We start from the raw sequence: 16,980 nt of genomic DNA, 5'->3' as shown, positions 1-16,980 counted from the left end.
CCAGCCGACGAAGCACTCGCCCCGATCTCCGCACCACCAGCCGACGAAGCACTCGCCCCGATCTCCGCACCACCAGCCGACCGGCCGCTCACCCCCGTCTCCGCACCGCCAGCCGACGAAACGCTCACCCCGATCTCCGCGCCGCCGGCCGACGAAGCACTCACCCCGATCTCCGCACCACCGGCCGACCAATCGCTCACCCCGATCTCCGCACCACCAGCCGACGAAACACTCACCCCGGTCTCCGCACCACCGGCAGACGAAGCACTCACCCCGGTCTCCGCGCCGCCGGCCGAGGATGCGGTGACCGTGGAGGAGGAGCCGGAGCCACCGGCCGACCCCGAACAGGTGCTGGCCGGCTACCGCTGGGGGTTGGACCCGGAGAGCCTTCGCGAGGTCGTGGACGACCCGGAGGAGCTCCGGACGGTACGCGAGCGGTTGACCGACAAGCTCGCCTCGGCCCTGGACAACCGGTCCCGAGCCCGACTGCTGAGCCTGCGGGCGGTGGCCTCCCGGGTGCTCGGCGATCTCGACGATGCGCTGGACGACGGCCGGATGGCCCTGACCTACGCCGAGGCGACCGGGGAGTTGCGCCGGGTTGCGCTGGCCCAGGCACGGCTGGCGCACGTGCTGCGCTGGCGTGGTGACTTCACCGAGGCCGACCGGCTGTTCGCGGAGGCGAACTCGGCCGAGTTGCCGGACCGGTTGCGGGCGGCCCTGCACGAACACGCGGCGCGGTCCTGCTACGACCAGGGCCGGTTGATGGAGGCGTGTCACCACTTCGAACGGGCCCTCGACCTGCGCGGCGAGGGTGACGCCGAACTGCTCGCCCGGGTCCGGATCGGGCTGGACGCGGTGGCGGCACGAGCCGCGGAACGGGGCTTCGGGCCGTACCCCCGGGGGTGGGACGAGGTGTTGGACCGCGACCGCAGTCCGGTGCCCGCCCGCGACGGTGGTCAGGGTCTGTGGGGTTACGCGGACGCCGCCGGGGACATGGTCGTGCCGGCGCGCTACACGGAGGCGCAGCCGTTCTCCGACGGCCTGGCCTGGGTGCGTGGCCCGGAGTCGGACCGCTGGTCGTTGATCGGCCTGACCGGTGAGGTCGTGGTCGCTCCGACGTACCTCGCCGCCCAGCCGTTCTCCGACGGCCTGGCCTGGGTGGTACGCGACGACAGCGGTTGGCTCGCCGTGAACACCACGGGTGGGGTGGTCGTACCGCCCGGCTTCGCCGACGCGCGGCCGTTCCGCAAGGGGGTGGCGGCCGTACGCCGGGAGGGTTGGGGTGCGGTCGACGCGGCCGGTCAGATCGTGGTGCCGACCCGCTACCACGGGTTCCACACCAGGTTGGCCGACGGCCGGTACGTCGACGGCTTCACCGACGAGGGTCTGGCCGTCGTGGACCTGGCCGGACGCAAGGGCGTGGTGGACCGGACCGGTCAGGTGATCGTCGCACCCGCACACCCCGCGCTGCTCATCCACCCGGTGGCCTTCCTCGCCACCAACGGCATCGGCCGCTGGGGCGCACTGGACCGCCGAGGCGCCCCCCTCATCGCCCCCGTCTTCCCCCACCCGAACGACGTCATCACCCAGATCGAATCCCTCCTGACCGACACAACCCCCCTCCTCTGACCCACCCCGGGGCAAAGTTGATCAAGAGGTTTGCGTCGTGACGTGCGGCAGCCGACGACGCAAACCTCTTGATCAACCCCCGAGGTGGAGGGGAGCGCGGTGGGAGGGGGTGCGGACTAGGCTCAGGGGATGGAATTCCGACACCTGGGCCGTTCCGGCCTGATGGTCAGCGAGATCTCGTACGGCAACTGGATCACCCATGGCTCGCAGGTCGAGGAGGACGCGGCGTTCGCCTGCGTCCGAGCCGCCCTGGACGCCGGCATCACCACCTTCGACACCGCCGACGTCTACGCCGGCACCCGGGCCGAGGACGTGCTCGGCCGGGCGCTGGAAGGCGAACGGCGGGAAGGTCTGGAGATCTTCACCAAGGTGTACTGGCCCACCGGCCCGGGCCGCAACGACCGGGGCCTGTCCCGCAAGCACATCATGGAGTCGATCAACGGTTCGCTGCGCCGACTGCGGACCGACTACGTGGACCTCTACCAGGCCCACCGGTACGACTACCACACCCCGCTCGAGGAGACGATGGAGGCGTTCGCCGACGTCGTACACTCCGGCAAGGCGCACTACATCGGCGTCTCCGAGTGGAAGGCGTCGCAGATCCGCGAGGCCCACGCACTGGCCCGCGAGCTGCGCATCCCGCTGGTCTCCAACCAGCCGCAGTACTCGATGCTCTGGCGGGTCATCGAGAGCGAGGTCGTGCCCACCAGCGAGGAGCTGGGCGTCGGGCAGATCGTCTGGTCGCCGATGGCGCAGGGCGTGCTCAGCGGCAAGTACCTCCCCGGTCAGCCGCCGCCCGCCGGTTCCCGGGCCACCGACGAGAAGTCGGGTGCGAACTTCATCGCCAAGTTCCTCACCGACGACGTGCTGACCCGCGTCCAGCAGCTGCGCCCGCTGGCCGACCAGGCCGGGTTGAGCATGGCTCAGCTCGCCATCGCCTGGGTGTTGCAGAACCCGAACGTCTCCTCGGCCATCATCGGCGCGTCCCGCCCCGAGCAGGTGCACGACAACGTCAAGGCGGCGGGCGTCAAGCTCGACGCCGGCCTGCTCAAGGCCATCGACGAGATCGTCGAGCCGGTGACCGAACGGGACCCGGCCCGTACCGAATCCCCGGCCGAGCGGCCCTGAACGATTCCGGGCCGGTCGACCTGTCAGGTCGACCGGCCCGGTCACGGTCACGTCGGGGTCAGCTCCAGAAGCGGACCAGCTCCAGGCCGGTGGCGTAGAGCCACGGCGGCAGGCCGAGGAAGTCGGCGACCGCGAAGACCGCCGAGAAGAACCAGCCACCGATGCGCGGGTTCCACAGCAGCGCGAAGAGCAGGATGAAACCGTACGGGGCGAACAGGTCGTACATCCGCCGCCACTGCGGGTTCAGCCACGGCTGGATCATGTTGCCGCCGTCCAGACCGGGCACCGGCAGCAGGTTGAGCACGCTCGCGGTGAGCTGGAGGAAGCCGAGCAGGGCCACCGCCGCCCAGAACTCCACCGGACCGCCCCCGGGTGCGCCGATGCGCAGCACCGCCACCAGCACCAGGGCGAACACCACGTTGGTGGCCGGGCCGGCGAGGCTGACCAGGGTGTGCCGCAGTCGGCCCGCGATCACGTGCCGATCCACCCAGACCGCACCGCCGGGCAGGCCGATGCCGCCGAGCAGCACCACCACCACCGGTAGCGCGATCGACAGCAGCGGGTGGCTGTACTTGAGCGGGTTCAGCGTCAGGTAGCCGCGGTGGGCCACCCCACGGTCGCCGAACCGGTAGGCCACCAGCGCGTGCGCGTACTCGTGCAGGCAGAGCGAGACCACCCAGCCGGTCACCACGAACCCGAAGACGGCGAGCCGGACGTTGCCGATGCCGTGCCAGGTCAGCACGCCGCAGGTGATCAGCAGGGCGACCAGGGCGAGGAAGATGGGGCTGGGCCGGAAGGCCGCCCGGGGCACCCCGAGCACCAGCGGCTCGGCGTCCCGGGGGCCCATCACTCGGCCACGGGCAGCAGGCTCATCCGGTACTCCACCCGGTCGTCCTCGACGAGCGTGACCGAGGTGACGCCGGACGCCGCGAGTTCGCGCCAGATCTGGCCGATCCAGGACTCGGCGTCCGCCTGGCTGCCGAACGACTCGGCCGGCCCTTCGACCGACTCGCCGTTCGCGCCCTCGTACCGCCAGCTCCACGCCATGTGCGCGTCTCCCCTCACCGCTGATGTCCCGTGCCAGCGTAGTCGGCCGTGGATGCGTCGACCTTGCCACGGGCATCGACCGGCTGTCGGCACGCGGGCCCGGCGCCGTTCAGGCGACGCCAGGTCAGGACGGTTCACCTGCTCACCGCCGGGTAAGACGCTGGTAACGGAAGCGGACAGGAGGGGCGATGACCAAGCCGATACCGAAGATGGACACAGCGGAGCTACGGGACATCGCGGTACGCGGTGGCATCGAGGGTGCGGGCGAGATGGACCGGGAGGAACTGATCGACGCCCTCGTCGCGCGCCCGGGTGAAGGGGCCTGGCAGCAGGACACCAAGCCTGCCGACGTCAACCCGAACGACTACATGTACCAGTCCCCCGACGGGCGCTGAGCGGCGTCGGACCGCGCGGCGCACCTGCGATGTCCGTGCCGGTCGGCTGGTCGTAAGGTACGAGCATGTCCCTCGACGGGTGGAACCGGGTCCTGGTGCTGGGCGGCATCCGCTCCGGCAAGTCGGAGTTCGCCGAGTCCCTGGTGGCCGACGCGGCAACGGTGCGGTACGTGGCCACTGCCGCCGGCGACGACGACGCGGAATGGGCGGCGCGCCTGGCCGCGCACCGTGACCGCCGACCGGCCGGTTGGAGCACCGAGGAGACCGCGAGCGACCCGCGCCGGCTCGCCGACGTGATCTCCACCGCCCGGCCGGACGAGACGCTGCTCGTCGACGACCTCGGTGGCTGGGTGACGGTGCTGCTCGACCCCGCCCACCAGCCGGCCGACGACACCGTCACGATCGACGAACTGATCACCGCCGTGCGCGGCTGTGCGGCACGGCTGGTGCTGGTCAGCCCCGAGGTCGGGCTCTCCCTGGTGCCGACGACGCCGCTGGGCCGGGCGTTCACCGACGCGCTGGGCACGGTAAACCGGGCCGTGGCGGACGTCTGCGACGTGGTGCTCCTGGTGGTCGCCGGGCAGCCGTGCCAGCTCAAGCCGGCAAGCGCGCCCGCGTTGTCCACCGCCGCCGAGGTCACTGCCGCCACCACAGCCGTCCCGGCCACCAGTGCGACCGTGCCGACGCAGGCCGGGCCGGTCATGGCCGCTGTGCCCACCCCGGTCTCCCCACCGGTGACGACTCCCCTGCCACCGGCCGAGTCGGCGTACGCCGCGCCGGCACCGACAATCGTCGAGCCGCCGGCCGCCGGTGGGCCGGCCATCGAGCCCGGGCTGGAACTACCCATGCCCGACGAGTACGCCGGGCCGCAGGCCGTGGAGCGACTGGCCACCCTGGACGTACCCGGTCGTGGGTTCGGTGTCCTGGAGCAGGTGGTCTCGTTCGCCGCCGGCACCCAGGGCACGTCGACCCCGCAGCCCTGGCGGTCGGTACGGGTGCTGCTGCTGCACGGTGACCACCGGGGCGGAGCCGCGGCGGGCACCCTGCCCGGCGAGTCGGGCCGCCGCGCCGACCAGGCCCGAGCCGGTCAGGGCGTACTCGCTCGGCTCGCCGCCGAAGGCGCGGCGGGTCTGCAGGTGATCGAGGCGCCGACGGCCGCGCCGATCGAACACGAGCCGGCGCTCACCGCAGAGCAGGTCGAGTCGGCGCTGAGCTACGGCTGGCGGCTGGCCGAGGAGGCCGCCGAGGCGGGCGTACAACTGCTGGTGCTGGCCGCGTGCGGCGCGGGCACCGAGGCCGCGGCGGCTGCCGTGCTCGCGGCGACCGCCGGGGCCGAAGCGCCCGCCGTGCTCGCCCGGGTGATCAACGAGAGCGGCGAGTTCGACGACGCCTCCTGGATGATCCGCTGCGCGGCGATCCGCGACGCCCTGCACCGCACCCGGGGCATCGCCCGGGACGCCAAGGACGTGCTGACCCAGCTCGGCGGCGGCGACATCGCCGTGGCCACCGGTGTCCTGCTGGGTGCCACCGCACGTCGGATCCCGGTGCTGCTGGACGGGCCGGTCGGCGTGGCCGCGGCGCTGGTCAGCCGGGATCTCGCCGGTCAGGCCCGACACTGGTGCCTGCTGGCCGACGACGGCGGTCAACCCGCCGTCCGGCTCGCTGCCGACGTGCTCGGTCTGACCCCGCTGGCGCAGCTGAAGCTGGACCTCGGTGAGGGGGCGAACGCGCTCACCGTGCTGCCGTTGCTGCGCTCGGCGTTGACGCTGGCCGCCGCCCTGCCGTCCCGCCCGGACCGGACCGCCGGCGCCGGCCCCGACGACACCGGCCTCGACGACAGCGGCCTCGACGACAGCGGCCCGGACGACACCGGCCTCGACAGCGGCCTCGACGACGGCCGCTCGCCGCAGGCCGACGAGGCACCGGAACCGGACGCCGAGAGCGAGCCGGACTTCCGGGAACCCGAGCCCGACGGGCCGGGCCCGACCAGCACGCAACCCACGCCGGCAGACCACTCCGGCTCGCGTGCCGGCTGATCGCCGCATCGGTGACGGGGCCAGGCTGGCCCTGACCACCTTCACCGTGGCACCGGTACGCCCCGGCCGCGTCGACCGGGCCACGGCCGGTACGGCGATGGCGCTGGCCCCGCTGGTCGGCGCGCTGCTGGCCGTACCGGTCGCCGGGGTGCTGCTGCTGCTCGGCTCGCTGACCGCGCCACTTGTCGCCGCCGCCGTGGCCGTCACGGTCAGCGCCCTGCTCACCCGGGGCCTGCACCTCGACGGGCTGGCGGACACGGTGGACGCGCTGGGGTCGTACCGGCGGGGACCGGCGGCGCTGGAGATCATGAAGAAGCCGGACGTCGGACCCTTCGGTGTGGTCGCGCTGGTGCTCGTCCTGCTGATGCAGGTGGCGGCGCTTGCCGAACTGGTCGACGGGCCGGGTCCGGCCATACTCGCGGCGGTCGTCACGGCCAGCGCGGCTGGCCGCCTCGGCGTGACGCTTGCCTGTCGACGGGGTGTTCCGGCCGCGCGCCCGGAAGGGCTCGGCGCGTTGGTGGCCGGCACCGTCGGCCCGGTCGCCCTGGTCGCCGGCATCGCGGTGGTGACGCTGCTGGCGGTGCCGGCGGTGCCGGACCGGCCCTGGCAGGGGCCGCTGGCCGTACTCACCGCACTCGCCGTCGCCGCCGTGCTGCTGCGACACCTGGTACGCCGACTCGGCGGGATCACCGGCGACGTGCTCGGTGCCGGCGTCGAACTGGTCACCACGCTGGTCTACCTGGGTCTGGTGCTGTCCGGCTGAACGGGACCACGGGCGGCGGGTAGCGTTCTTGCACGACAGCACCGGCACGGCCTTGCGGGGGAACTCATGCTCATCACCGACGACTTCCTGCCCGTACCCGTCCCGGAATCGCTGAGCGCGACGTACCTGGTGCCGACGACCGGGCTGCCGGCGGTGAGCGCCCGTACGGCGGTACGTGGTCTGGCCGGTCGACTGGCCGAGCCGGTGCACGGGCTGGCCAAGCAGATGCTGGACAGTCCCCTGATGAGCGTCGACGTACGCCCGATCGGCGAGTTCCCCGAGCTGCCGCCGGACCTGCTCACCGCCTTCGGCGCCAGCGAGGCGCAGCTGGACCGGCTGGCCGCCGCCAGTCACCTGGTGGTGGTGCAGGCCGAGTACCGGCCGGGCTGGCCGCCGGCGCACGAGTGGGCGGCCCGGGCGGTGGCCGCGGCCATCGCCGAGGCGGTCGACGGGGACGTGGTCGACGTGTTCGGCCTGCAGTTCCTGGACCCGGCGGCGGCGTTGCGGTCGCTGCCGGACGACCGGGGCCGGGTCCGACTCATCGACTGGGTGCTGGTGCCCTACTCCTCCGACGCCGAGGGGCTGTGGTTCACCACCAAGGGGTTGCGCCGCTTCGGTCTGCTGGAGTTGCAGGCCCAGGGGGTACCGGACCACCTCACCCGGGCCTGGGGTGCGGTGATGACCGGGGCCGCCCGCCGGCTGCTGCGGGACTGGACCGACGGACTGACCGGCGAGGAAGTGCCCGCGTTCGTGCAGCTACCCGTACTGGCCACGGTGACCGGGCACGACATCGCGGTGGCGTACGGCAATCCGGAGCAGCACGGGGCGACGGCGCCGGTGCTGCTGCGGCTGGAACTCGACCCGGCCACCGACCCGGACGCCGACTCGTTCCTCAGCCTGCGCCCGCCGGCCGGGCACCCCGGCCCGGACGGACGCTACTTCGCCGCCGCCTGCGCCACCCTCTTCGCCGGCATCCAGCCCGACGTGCGGTACGCCCGCTCGGGGGATGCGATGAGCCGGGCGATCGCCACCGCCCGGGCCGGCCTGGGCGACATCCGGGCCCGCTTCAACGCCGGCCACCTGCCACCGGACACCCAACTGGTGGTCAAGTACGGACTGCCCGGCGACGACGGACCCGAGTACGTCTGGGCGGGCGTGACCTCCTGGGAGACCCCGGAGCGCATCGTCGCCGCCAGCGCCAGCGACGCCAACACCGACCCGACCGTACGCATCGGCTCCCCCGTGGTGATCGAGGCCACCGACATCGTCGACTGGGCGCTGCTCGACTCCACCGGCGTCATCGAAGGCGGCTGGACCCAGGCCGTCCTCGACGCCGGCGAAAAACCCACCCCCTGACCTCGCGGCCCCCCGCCCCCACCGCCCCCCCCTGCCCTCGGTCTGCCCTCGGTTCTGCCCTGCCGCCGCCCCCTGTTGATCAAGATGTTTGCGTCTGGATCGGCGTGATTCCAGACGCAAACCTCTTGATCAACCAGGCGAGGGCGCGGGCGAGGGGCGCGGCGGGGCGGCGGGGCGCGGGGCGGGGGTTATTTGACGGAGGGGTGGGTGAAGGGGGGGCGGGTGAGGTGGGCGGGGGTGTGGCGGCCTCGGATGTCGATCTGGAGTTCGGCGCCGTCGGGCAGGGCGGGGGCGGTGTCGATGAGGGCCAGCGCGATGCCCTGCTTGTTGGTAGGGCTGAAGGTGCCGCTGGTGACGGTGCCGACCTGGGTGTCGCCGTGGAAGACGGCCATGCCGGGGCGGGGGATGCCCCGACCGGCGATGGTCAGGCCGCGCAGCGTACGCGTCGGGCCGGCAGCCTTCTCCGCGAGCAGCGCGTCGCGGCCCCAGAAGGCCGGCTTGTCCCAGCCCACCGCCCAGCCCGTACGGGCCTGCACCGGGCTGATCTCCAACGACAGGTCCTGCCCGTGCAGCGGGTACCCCATCTCGGTGCGCAGCGTGTCCCGGGCGGCCAGCCCGCACGCCTGCGGCGTCGGTTCGGCGGCGAACAGCGCGTCCCAGACCGTTACCGCGTCGGCGGCCGGTACCACAAGTTCGTAGCCGCGCTCACCGGTGTAGCCGGTCCGACACACGGTCAACTCGACGCCGTCGAGGGTGGCCGGCGAGAAGCTCATGTACTCGTGTCCGGTGGGCAGGCCCAGCGCGTCCAGCAGATCCGCCGAGCGCGGCCCCTGCACGGCCAGGACCGCGTACGCCTCGTGCTCGTCGGTGACCGTGACCTGCGGCGGGGCGGCGGCGCGCAGCCGGCGCACCACCTCGGCGGTGTTCGCGGCGTTCGGGATGAGGAAGACGTGGTCGTCGGCGTAGAGGTAGGCGATGATGTCGTCCACCACGCCGCCGGTGGCCTCGTCGCAGCAGAGGGTGTACTGCGCCCGTCCCGGCTCGATGCGGCCCAGGTCGTTGCTGAGGCAGGCGTTGACGAACTCCGCCGCCCCCGGCCCGGTCACCCGCACCTTGCCCAGATGCGAGACGTCGAACACACCGACGTCGGTACGGACCGCCGTGTGCTCCCGCAGCACCCCGCCACCGGCGTACTCCAGCGGCATCTCCCAGCCACCGAAGGGGGCGAATTTTGCGCCGAGGGCGGTGTGCCGCTCGGCCAGCGGGGTACGCCGCAGCCGGGTCTCGGCGGCGTCGATGCTCACGTCGGTCATGGGTCGCAACTTACCGGGACCCGGCGGTCTGGTTAGCATCGGCGGGACCCCCCGGGATTCGGCGGGGCAGCATCAACGCCGGCGGGTAACCACCCGTCGCCAACTCCATCGCCGGTACGCCACCATGCGACCGGCCCGGCCTGCCCGGGAGCAGCTTCCGTGACATCGCCCAGCACCACTCTGAGCCTGGTCGACACCGACCCCGCCGAACTCGCCGTCGACGCGATCGTGATCGGTGTGCACAGTACGACCGGCGAGGATGCCACCAGCGGCCACGGCGGCAGCCTGCTGCTCGCCAGCGGCGCGGAGAGCATCGCCGCCGCCTTCGACGGCAGGTTGACCGAGACGCTGGCGCTGCTCGGCGCGACCGGCGGCGCGGGCGAGGTGATCAAGTTGGCGACCCTGGGCACGATCACCGCCCCGGTGATCGCCGCGGTCGGCCTCGGGCCGGAGCCCAGCGGTGCGGCGCCCGCCCCGGAAACCCTGCGTCGGGGCGCCGGGGCAGCGGTACGGTCGCTGGCCGGCTCGGCCCGGGTGGCGCTGACGCTGCCGCTGCCCGACGACGCCGACGCGTGCACCGCGCTGCGGGCCGTCGCCGAGGGTGCGCTGCTCGGCGGGTACCGGTTCGCCGGTTACAAGACCCGGCCGCAGCCGACCCGGCGCGACCCGGTGGCCGAGGTGCTGATCGCCGTGCCGGACGCCGCCGACGCCGGTGCCCGCAACGAGGTGAGCCGGGCCGTGGCGGTGACCTCCGCCGTACGGCTGACCCGGGACTGGGTCAACGTCGCCCCGAACGAGCAGCGTCCGCCGGTCTTCGCCGAGGCCGTCGCCGAGGCCGCCCGGGCCGCGGGCCTCGGGGTGGAGGTGCTCGACGAGGTCGCGCTGCGCGAAGGCGGTTACGGCGGCATCATCGCCGTCGGGCAGGGCTCGGAGGCCCCGCCGCGGCTGGTCAAACTGACGTACACCCCCGCCGAGGGCGGCACCGGCAAGCGGGTGGCGCTGGTCGGCAAGGGCATCACCTTCGACACCGGCGGCATCTCGATCAAGCCGTCGCAGGGCATGTGGGAGATGAAGTCCGACATGGCCGGGGCGGCGGCGGTGGCCGCGACCATGCTGGCGGTGGCCGACCTGAAGCCGCCGGTGGCGGTGACCGCGTACGTGCCGATCGCGGAGAACATGCCGTCGGGCAGCTCGTACCGGCCGGGTGACGTGATCACCATGTTCAACGGCAAGAAGGTGGAGGTGCTCAACACCGACGCCGAGGGCCGGATGATCCTCGGTGACGCGATGGCCCGCGCCTGCGCCGACGGCACCGACTACCTCTTCGAGACCTCCACCCTGACCGGCGGGCAGGTGGTCTCGCTGGGCAAGCGGATCTCCGGGGTGATGGGTACGCCCGAGCTGTGCGAGCGGGTCCGCACCGCCGGCGACGCGGTCGGCGAACCGGCCTGGCCGATGCCGCTGCCGGACGACGTACGCAAGGGCATGAACTCCGACGTGGCCGACATCTCGCAGGTCAACGCGGGCATGGAGCGGGCCGGGCACATGTTGCAGGGCGGCGTGTTCCTGAGCGAGTTCGTCACCGACGACGTCGCCTGGGCGCACATCGACGTCGCCGGCCCGGCCTACCACTCGGGTGAGGCGACCGGCTACCTGACCAAGGGCGGCACCGGCGTACCGGTACGCACCCTGCTGCACCTGATCGAGGACGTCGCCGCCAACGGCTGACGGGTAAGGAAGGGCCCCCTGTTAACGCCTCGCGTATAGCAGGGGGCCCTTCTTAACACGTCGCTCAGTACAGCTCAGTACAGCTCCGGGCGGCGCTTGCGGCGCTCGTTGTAGTCGCGCATGCGCTGCGGATAGCCCATCAGCGCCACGTCGTAGATCGGAATGCTCAGCCGGTAGGCGAAGCGCCGCGCCCCGTCCGGCCCGTTGATGCGCCGCCGCGTCCACTCGCCGTCGTCGGCGATCAGGATCACCGTGGTCTCGGTGACCGTGGTACGCGGCTCGATGTACGCCTCGACACCCTTTCGGGTGCGGACAAAATTCTCAAGGTGCTCCAGATCGGCGCGATTGGCCGTACGGTCAGGTTCGGCCGCGCGTGCCCGCTTGCGTCGCCGGAACAGTCCCACTGAGCCGTCTCCCCACCTGTCGCGTCATCGAAGGCAGTGCCAAGGGTACGTGGCGACAACGTGTCATTGGGCACCTCGGTACGCGCTCTCGACCCGGTGGTGACAAGATGGCCGAGGTGGGGTGTATCCCTGTTACCCCGCCGTGACCCCCGATGCAGCGAAGCGACCTGGGAGTTGAACGTGAGCGAGCCGAACGACGCAACCTTCGACATCGTCATCCTCGGAGGTGGTAGCGGCGGCTACGCGACCGCGCTGCGCGCCGCTCAACTTGGGCTGTCCGTCGCACTCGTGGAGAAGGGCAAGCTCGGCGGCACCTGCCTGCACAACGGCTGCATCCCCACGAAGGCGCTGCTGCACGCCGCCGAGATCGCCGACCAGACCCGTGAGTCCGAGCAGTTCGGCGTGAAGGCCGAGCTTGTCGGCATCGACATGGCTGCGGTCAACTCGTACAAGGACGGCGTGGTCTCCCGGCTCTACAAGGGCCTGCAGGGTCTGGTCACCGGCAACAAGGCGATCACCTTCGTGGCCGGCGCCGGCAAGCTGGTCGCGCCGAACGCGGTCGAGGTCGACGGCAAGCGCTACACCGGTCGCAACATCGTGCTGGCCTCCGGGTCGTACGCCAAGAGCCTGCCGGGCCTGGAGGTCGACGGCGAGCGGGTGATCACCAGCGACCACGCCCTGGTCCTGGACCGGGTGCCCAGTTCCGCGATCGTGCTCGGCGGCGGTGTGATCGGCGTCGAGTTCGCCAGCGTGTGGAAGTCCTTCGGGGTGGACGTCACCATCATCGAGGCACTGCCCCGCCTGGTCGCCGCCGAGGACGAGGAGTCGTCGAAGGCGCTGGAGCGGGCGTTCCGCAAGCGGAAGATCAACTTCAAGGTCGGCAAGCCGTTCGAGAAGGTCGAGAAGACCGACAGCGGCGTCAAGGTGACAATCGCCGGCGGCGAGACCGTCGAGGCCGAGCTGCTGCTCGTCGCCGTCGGCCGAGGCCCGAACACCGCCAACCTCGGGTACGAGGAGCAGGGCGTCAAGATGGACCGCGGCTACGTGCTGACCGACGAGCGGCTGCGCACCAACGTGCCGAACGTCTACGCCGTCGGCGACATCGTGCCCGGCCTGCAGCTCGCCCACCGCGGCTTCCAGCAGGGCATCTTCGTCGCCGAGCAGATCGCCGGACAGAACCCGGCGGTGATCGACGAGGCGGGCATCCCGCGCGTCACCTACTGCGACCCGGAGCTGGCGTCGGTCGGCCTGACCGAGGCGAAGGCCAAGGAGCAGTACGGCGCCGACAAGATCAAGACGTACAACTACAACCTCGGCGGCAACGGCAAGAGCCAGATCCTCAAGACGACCGGTTTCGTCAAGCTGGTTCGCGTCGAGGACGGCCCGGTGGTCGGCGTCCACATGGTCGGCGCCCGGGTCGGCGAGCTGATCGGCGAGGCGCAGCTGATCTACAACTGGGAGGCGTACCCGGGCGAGGTCGCGCAGCTGGTGCATGCTCACCCGACGCAGAACGAGGCCCTGGGCGAGGCACACCTGGCCCTCGCCGGCAAGCCGTTGCACGCGCACGCCTGACCCACGACGTACCCGAGGCGTCCGGCGACGGGCGATGATCCCCCCACCAGGGAAATGAAGGAGTCTGGAGAACATGCCGGTATCGGTCACCATGCCCCGGCTCGGCGAGAGCGTCACCGAGGGCACCGTCACGCGCTGGCTCAAGCAGGAGGGTGACACCGTCGAGGTCGACGAGCCCCTGCTCGAGGTGTCCACGGACAAGGTCGACACCGAGATCCCGTCCCCGGCGGCCGGCGTGCTGACCCGCATCGTGGTGGGCGAGGACGAGACGGCAGAGGTCGGCAGCGAGCTGGCGGTCATCTCCGGCGAAGGCGAGTCGGCCGGCGGACCCTCCGAGCGGCAGGCCCCCGCCGAGCACCAGGAGGCACCGCCCGCCGAGCAGGCCGCCGAGGCGGCCGCGCAGCCGCAGGCCGAGGCGGAGCAGTCGGCCGTCCAGGAGCCGGCCGAGCAGCCGGCCCCGGCCGCCGCGCCGTCGGGCGAGGGCACCCCGGTGAAGCTGCCCGCGCTGGGCGAGAGCGTCACCGAGGGTACGGTCACCCGCTGGCTCAAGCAGGTCGGCGAGACCGTCGAGGTGGACGAGCCGCTGCTGGAGGTCTCCACCGACAAGGTCGACACGGAGATCCCCTCGCCGGTGGCCGGCACCGTCCTGGAGATCAAGGTCGCCGAGGACGAGACCGCCGAGGTCGGCGCCACGCTGGCCGTCATCGGTGCCGCAGGTGCCGCCCCGGCCGAGGCCAAGCCCGAGCCGAAGCCGGAGCCGCAGGCCGAGGCCAAGCCGGAACCGCAGGTCTCCGAGCCGACGCCCGGCTCGTCGTACAACGAGCCGGCCGCGGAGGCGGAGACCTCGCCGGAGCCGACCAAGACCGAGCAGGCGGCCGTTCCCCCGGCCCCGACCGCGCAGCCCGCTGCCGCACCCAGCGCCAACGGCGAGGCGGCCGGTTACGTGACCCCGCTGGTGCGCAAGCTGGCCAGTGAGCACGGCGTCGACCTGGCCTCGGTCAACGGCACCGGCGTCGGTGGCCGGATCCGCAAGCAGGACGTGCTGGACGCGGCGGAGAAGGCCCGCGCCGCCAAGGCCGCGCCCGCCCCGGCCGCAGCGCAGCCGGCCGCGCAGGCACAGCCGGCTGCCAAGCCGCAGCCGAGCGCCAAGCGTGGCACCACCGAGAAGCTGCCGCGCATCCGCGCCGCCATCGCCAAGCGGATGCACCAGTCGCTTCAGGAGACCGCGCAGCTGACCACGGTCGTCGAGGTGGACGTCACCAAGGTCGCCAAGCTGCGGGCCCGCGCCAAGGACTCGTTCCTCCAGCGGCACGGCGTCAAGCTGTCGTTCCTGCCGTTCTTCGCCCTGGCGGCCATCGAGGCGCTCCAGACGTACCCGATCGTGCAGGCTCGGATGGACCTCGACGCCGGCACGATCACCTACCCGGACGCCGAGAACCTCGGCATCGCGGTGGACACCGAGCGGGGCCTGCTGGTGCCGGTCATCCACAACGCCGGTGACCTCAACCTCGGCGGCATCGCCAAGCGCGTCGCCGACCTGGCCGAGCGCACCCGTACCAACAAGATCAGCCCGGACGAGATCGCCGGTGCGACCTTCACGCTGACCAACACCGGCAGCCGGGGCGCGCTGTTCGACACCCCGATCGTGCCGTCGCCGCAGTCGGCGATGCTCGGCACCGGTGCCGTGGTCAAGCGCCCGGTCGTGGTCAACGACCCCGAACTGGGCGAGGTCATCGCGGTCCGCTCGATGGTCTACCTGGCCATGTCGTACGACCACCGCATCATCGACGGTGCCGACGCGGCCCGCTTCCTGACCGCGGTCAAGGAGCGGCTCGAGGCCGGCAACTTCGAGGCCGAACTCGGCCTGTAACCCACCGAACACCGCGAAGGGCGCCCCCGTCACCGGGGGCGCCCTTCGCGTCTCCACCCCACCCCACCCCACCCCGCCCCACCCCGCCCTCCTCCACCCCACCCCGCTCACCCCGACCGCTCACCCCGACCGCTCACCCCGACCGCTCACCCCGACCACTCACCCCGTCGATCATGCAGTTCTGGTCGCCGCTTTGTCCTTATGCGCCCCTAATATGCCGACCGAAACTCCATGATCGGCGGAGCAGTGGCGGGGTGGGCGGGAAGGCGGGGTGGGGTGGGGTGGGGTGGGCGGGAAGGCGGGGTGGGAGGGTGGGTGGGGCTCGGTGGGTGGGCTGGGGGCGAAATTCACCCCTCACTGTGTTGAGCTTGGGAAACTCAGGCGGTGAGCGAGAAGGGCTGGCGTGGACGGCTCGGGCCGGCCGTCGGGATTGCGCCGGGTGCCCGGGTCGACAAGTTCGAGATCTTCTTCGACCTGGTCTTCGTCTTCTCGTTCTTCAACATCGCCCGCACCACCGCCACGGAGATCACCGGGCGGAGTCTGTTCCACGCCCTGCTCGTACTGTCGGTGCTCTGGTGGTGCTGGGTGGTGCACACGGTGGTGGCGACCCGGGTACGCATCGGCGAAGGCTTCGTGCCGATCTTGATGGTGGCCGGAATGGCGGCGCTGTTCTCGTTCGCCCTCGCCCTACCGCAGGCGTTCCAGGACTCGCACGGCACCCACGCCGGGCCGGTCGTGGTGGCGGTCAGCTACGTGGTCATCCGAGCTGTGCACCTGGCGTTGTTCCTGCACATCGTCCGGGACAACCCGACGGAACGCCGGCAGTTGATGCGGTACGCCCCCGAGCTGAGCCTGAGCACCGTGCTGCTGCTGGTGGCGGCGTTGCTGCCCGGCAAGCTCAGCGACATGGGGATGGCGGAGGTGATCCGCGACGGGCTGTGGGTCACCGTCATCCTGCTCCAGTACGGCACCGGTCTGCTGGCCAGCACGTGGGGCTGGGAGGTGACCTCCGCGGAGCACTGGACCGAACGGTACGACCTGATTCTGATCATCGCGCTCGGTGAGTCGGTGATCTCCGTCGGTCTGGGCAGCAACCTGATCGGCCAGGCGCCGACGTGGCCCGGGGTGACCGCGGCGGTGCTGGGGATCGTCTTCACCGCCGCCCTGTGGTGGCTGCACTACGACGTGATCGGGCCGGCCGCCCGGATCGCCCTGCACGCCACTCTCGGTCGGCCGCGGGTGCTGATGGCCCGCGACGCGTACGCGTATCTCTATCTGCCGATGATCGCCGGGATCATCCTGTTCGCCCTCGGTGCCGAGGGCATCGTGCACGACATCGCCGAGCCGGGGGTCCCGTTCAGCGAGCCGGCACACGGGCCGGACGTGCCACTGCTGTTCGGCGGGGTGATCCTCTATCTGGCCGGGAACATGCTGTTCCAGCTGCGTACCCTGCACACCCTGTCCTGGCTGCGGCTCGGCACGTTGGGGGTGCTCGCGGCCTGCATCCCGGTCGCCATGGTGCTGCCCGGGTTGGTCACCATGGGTCTGCTCACCGTGATCTGCGTCGGTCTGATCACCGCCGAGGTGGTGCTGATGTCGGAGGGCCGGCGGGCGCTTCGCGCGGTGGTCTACGAGGAGCGGACCGCGCACGAGGCCCACGAGGCCGCCTACCGGGCCCGCTGGCACGAGGATCCGCCCGACGCGATGCCCTGAGCGATTCACCCTCCACTCGCGACCAT

The 16,980-nt window shown here is 71.9% G+C and carries 14 protein-coding genes; 10 read left to right on the top strand and 4 right to left on the bottom strand.

All coding sequences use genetic code 11. The features are described 5' to 3' along the window. The coding region (locus Vgi01_RS01435; protein ID WP_239088748.1) for a WG repeat-containing protein at positions 1–1,629 on the top strand (1,629 nt) is incomplete at its 5' end. A gap of 129 nt (positions 1,630–1,758) precedes the next feature. After that, positions 1,759–2,757, top strand: coding sequence for an aldo/keto reductase family protein (locus Vgi01_RS01430; protein ID WP_013735191.1), 999 nt, complete (start codon positions 1,759–1,761; stop codon positions 2,755–2,757). A gap of 58 nt (positions 2,758–2,815) precedes the next feature. Here the strand turns inward: Vgi01_RS01430 and Vgi01_RS01425 are convergent, their stop codons facing one another. Both Vgi01_RS01425 and Vgi01_RS01420 read right to left on the bottom strand, forming a co-directional pair. After that, complete coding sequence (locus tag Vgi01_RS01425; RefSeq protein ID WP_102660662.1) at positions 2,816–3,604, bottom strand: site-2 protease family protein; 789 nt, start codon at positions 3,602–3,604, stop codon at positions 2,816–2,818. Then, a complete protein-coding gene (locus Vgi01_RS01420; protein WP_102660661.1) occupies positions 3,604–3,804 on the bottom strand; it encodes a hypothetical protein in 201 nt (66 codons plus the stop codon). The genes Vgi01_RS01425 and Vgi01_RS01420 overlap by 1 nt, the downstream gene beginning before the upstream one ends. Before the next feature lie 188 nt (positions 3,805–3,992). Between Vgi01_RS01420 and Vgi01_RS01415 the strand changes: the two genes are divergently transcribed. From Vgi01_RS01415 to Vgi01_RS01400, 4 genes are all read left to right on the top strand, one after another. Beyond that, positions 3,993–4,199 (top strand): hypothetical protein, encoded by a 207-nt coding sequence (locus Vgi01_RS01415; RefSeq protein WP_204289910.1) that lies wholly within the window; start codon positions 3,993–3,995, stop codon positions 4,197–4,199. Positions 4,200–4,264: 65 nt separating this feature from the next. Continuing rightward, positions 4,265–6,235: a bifunctional adenosylcobinamide kinase/adenosylcobinamide-phosphate guanylyltransferase gene (gene cobU, locus Vgi01_RS01410; RefSeq protein ID WP_204289909.1), complete on the top strand. Its 1,971-nt coding sequence runs from the start codon at positions 4,265–4,267 to the stop codon at positions 6,233–6,235. Then, entirely contained in the window at positions 6,225–6,998 is a 774-nt protein-coding gene (locus Vgi01_RS01405) for an adenosylcobinamide-GDP ribazoletransferase (protein ID WP_204289908.1), read from the top strand. Before cobU ends, Vgi01_RS01405 begins: the two co-directional genes overlap by 11 nt. A gap of 66 nt (positions 6,999–7,064) precedes the next feature. Then, positions 7,065–8,354 (top strand): DUF2314 domain-containing protein, encoded by a 1,290-nt coding sequence (locus Vgi01_RS01400; RefSeq protein WP_102660657.1) that lies wholly within the window; start codon positions 7,065–7,067, stop codon positions 8,352–8,354. A gap of 188 nt (positions 8,355–8,542) precedes the next feature. Here Vgi01_RS01400 and gcvT read toward each other — a convergent pair whose 3' ends face one another. Next, entirely contained in the window at positions 8,543–9,667 is a 1,125-nt protein-coding gene (gcvT, locus tag Vgi01_RS01395) for a glycine cleavage system aminomethyltransferase GcvT (RefSeq protein ID WP_204289907.1), read from the bottom strand. A 159-nt stretch (positions 9,668–9,826) separates the two neighbouring features. Between gcvT and Vgi01_RS01390 the strand changes: the two genes are divergently transcribed. Beyond that, positions 9,827–11,395 carry a leucyl aminopeptidase gene (locus Vgi01_RS01390; protein WP_204289906.1) on the top strand — a complete coding sequence of 523 codons (1,569 nt, stop codon included), beginning with the start codon at positions 9,827–9,829 and terminating at the stop codon, positions 11,393–11,395. A 74-nt stretch (positions 11,396–11,469) separates the two neighbouring features. Here the strand turns inward: Vgi01_RS01390 and Vgi01_RS01385 are convergent, their stop codons facing one another. After that, on the bottom strand, positions 11,470–11,799 hold the full coding sequence (locus Vgi01_RS01385) for a hypothetical protein (RefSeq protein WP_013735200.1): 330 nt from the start codon (positions 11,797–11,799) through the stop codon (positions 11,470–11,472). A 180-nt stretch (positions 11,800–11,979) separates the two neighbouring features. Between Vgi01_RS01385 and lpdA the strand changes: the two genes are divergently transcribed. The 3 genes from lpdA (at position 11,980) to Vgi01_RS01370 (ending at position 16,954) form a co-directional block, all read left to right on the top strand. Next, positions 11,980–13,371 carry a dihydrolipoyl dehydrogenase gene (lpdA, locus tag Vgi01_RS01380; protein ID WP_102661039.1) on the top strand — a complete coding sequence of 464 codons (1,392 nt, stop codon included), beginning with the start codon at positions 11,980–11,982 and terminating at the stop codon, positions 13,369–13,371. Between the two features lie 73 nt (positions 13,372–13,444). After that, positions 13,445–15,241, top strand: coding sequence for a 2-oxoglutarate dehydrogenase, E2 component, dihydrolipoamide succinyltransferase (sucB, locus tag Vgi01_RS01375; protein WP_204289905.1), 1,797 nt, complete (start codon positions 13,445–13,447; stop codon positions 15,239–15,241). A 384-nt stretch (positions 15,242–15,625) separates the two neighbouring features. Beyond that, positions 15,626–16,954, top strand: coding sequence for a low temperature requirement protein A (locus tag Vgi01_RS01370; RefSeq protein WP_204289904.1), 1,329 nt, complete (start codon positions 15,626–15,628; stop codon positions 16,952–16,954). Positions 16,955–16,980 lie beyond the last annotated feature (26 nt).

Source organism: Micromonospora gifhornensis (assembly GCF_016863515.1).
Lineage (GTDB): Bacteria > Actinomycetota > Actinomycetes > Mycobacteriales > Micromonosporaceae > Micromonospora > Micromonospora gifhornensis.
This window is presented reverse-complemented; position numbering and strand designations above follow the sequence as displayed.

What these genes read in the sequence shown, in the direction of transcription:
- Vgi01_RS01430 (WP_013735191.1), top strand. Translation starts at nt 1,759, where the DNA reads ATGGAATTCCGACACCTGGGCCGTTCCGGCCTGATGGTCAGCGAGATC.
- Vgi01_RS01425 (WP_102660662.1), bottom strand. Translation starts at nt 3,604, where the DNA reads ATGGGCCCCCGGGACGCCGAGCCGCTGGTGCTCGGGGTGCCCCGGGCG.
- Vgi01_RS01420 (WP_102660661.1), bottom strand. Translation starts at nt 3,804, where the DNA reads ATGGCGTGGAGCTGGCGGTACGAGGGCGCGAACGGCGAGTCGGTCGAA.
- Vgi01_RS01415 (WP_204289910.1), top strand. Translation starts at nt 3,993, where the DNA reads ATGACCAAGCCGATACCGAAGATGGACACAGCGGAGCTACGGGACATC.
- cobU (WP_204289909.1), top strand. Translation starts at nt 4,265, where the DNA reads ATGTCCCTCGACGGGTGGAACCGGGTCCTGGTGCTGGGCGGCATCCGC.
- Vgi01_RS01400 (WP_102660657.1), top strand. Translation starts at nt 7,065, where the DNA reads ATGCTCATCACCGACGACTTCCTGCCCGTACCCGTCCCGGAATCGCTG.
- gcvT (WP_204289907.1), bottom strand. Translation starts at nt 9,667, where the DNA reads ATGACCGACGTGAGCATCGACGCCGCCGAGACCCGGCTGCGGCGTACC.
- sucB (WP_204289905.1), top strand. Translation starts at nt 13,445, where the DNA reads ATGCCGGTATCGGTCACCATGCCCCGGCTCGGCGAGAGCGTCACCGAG.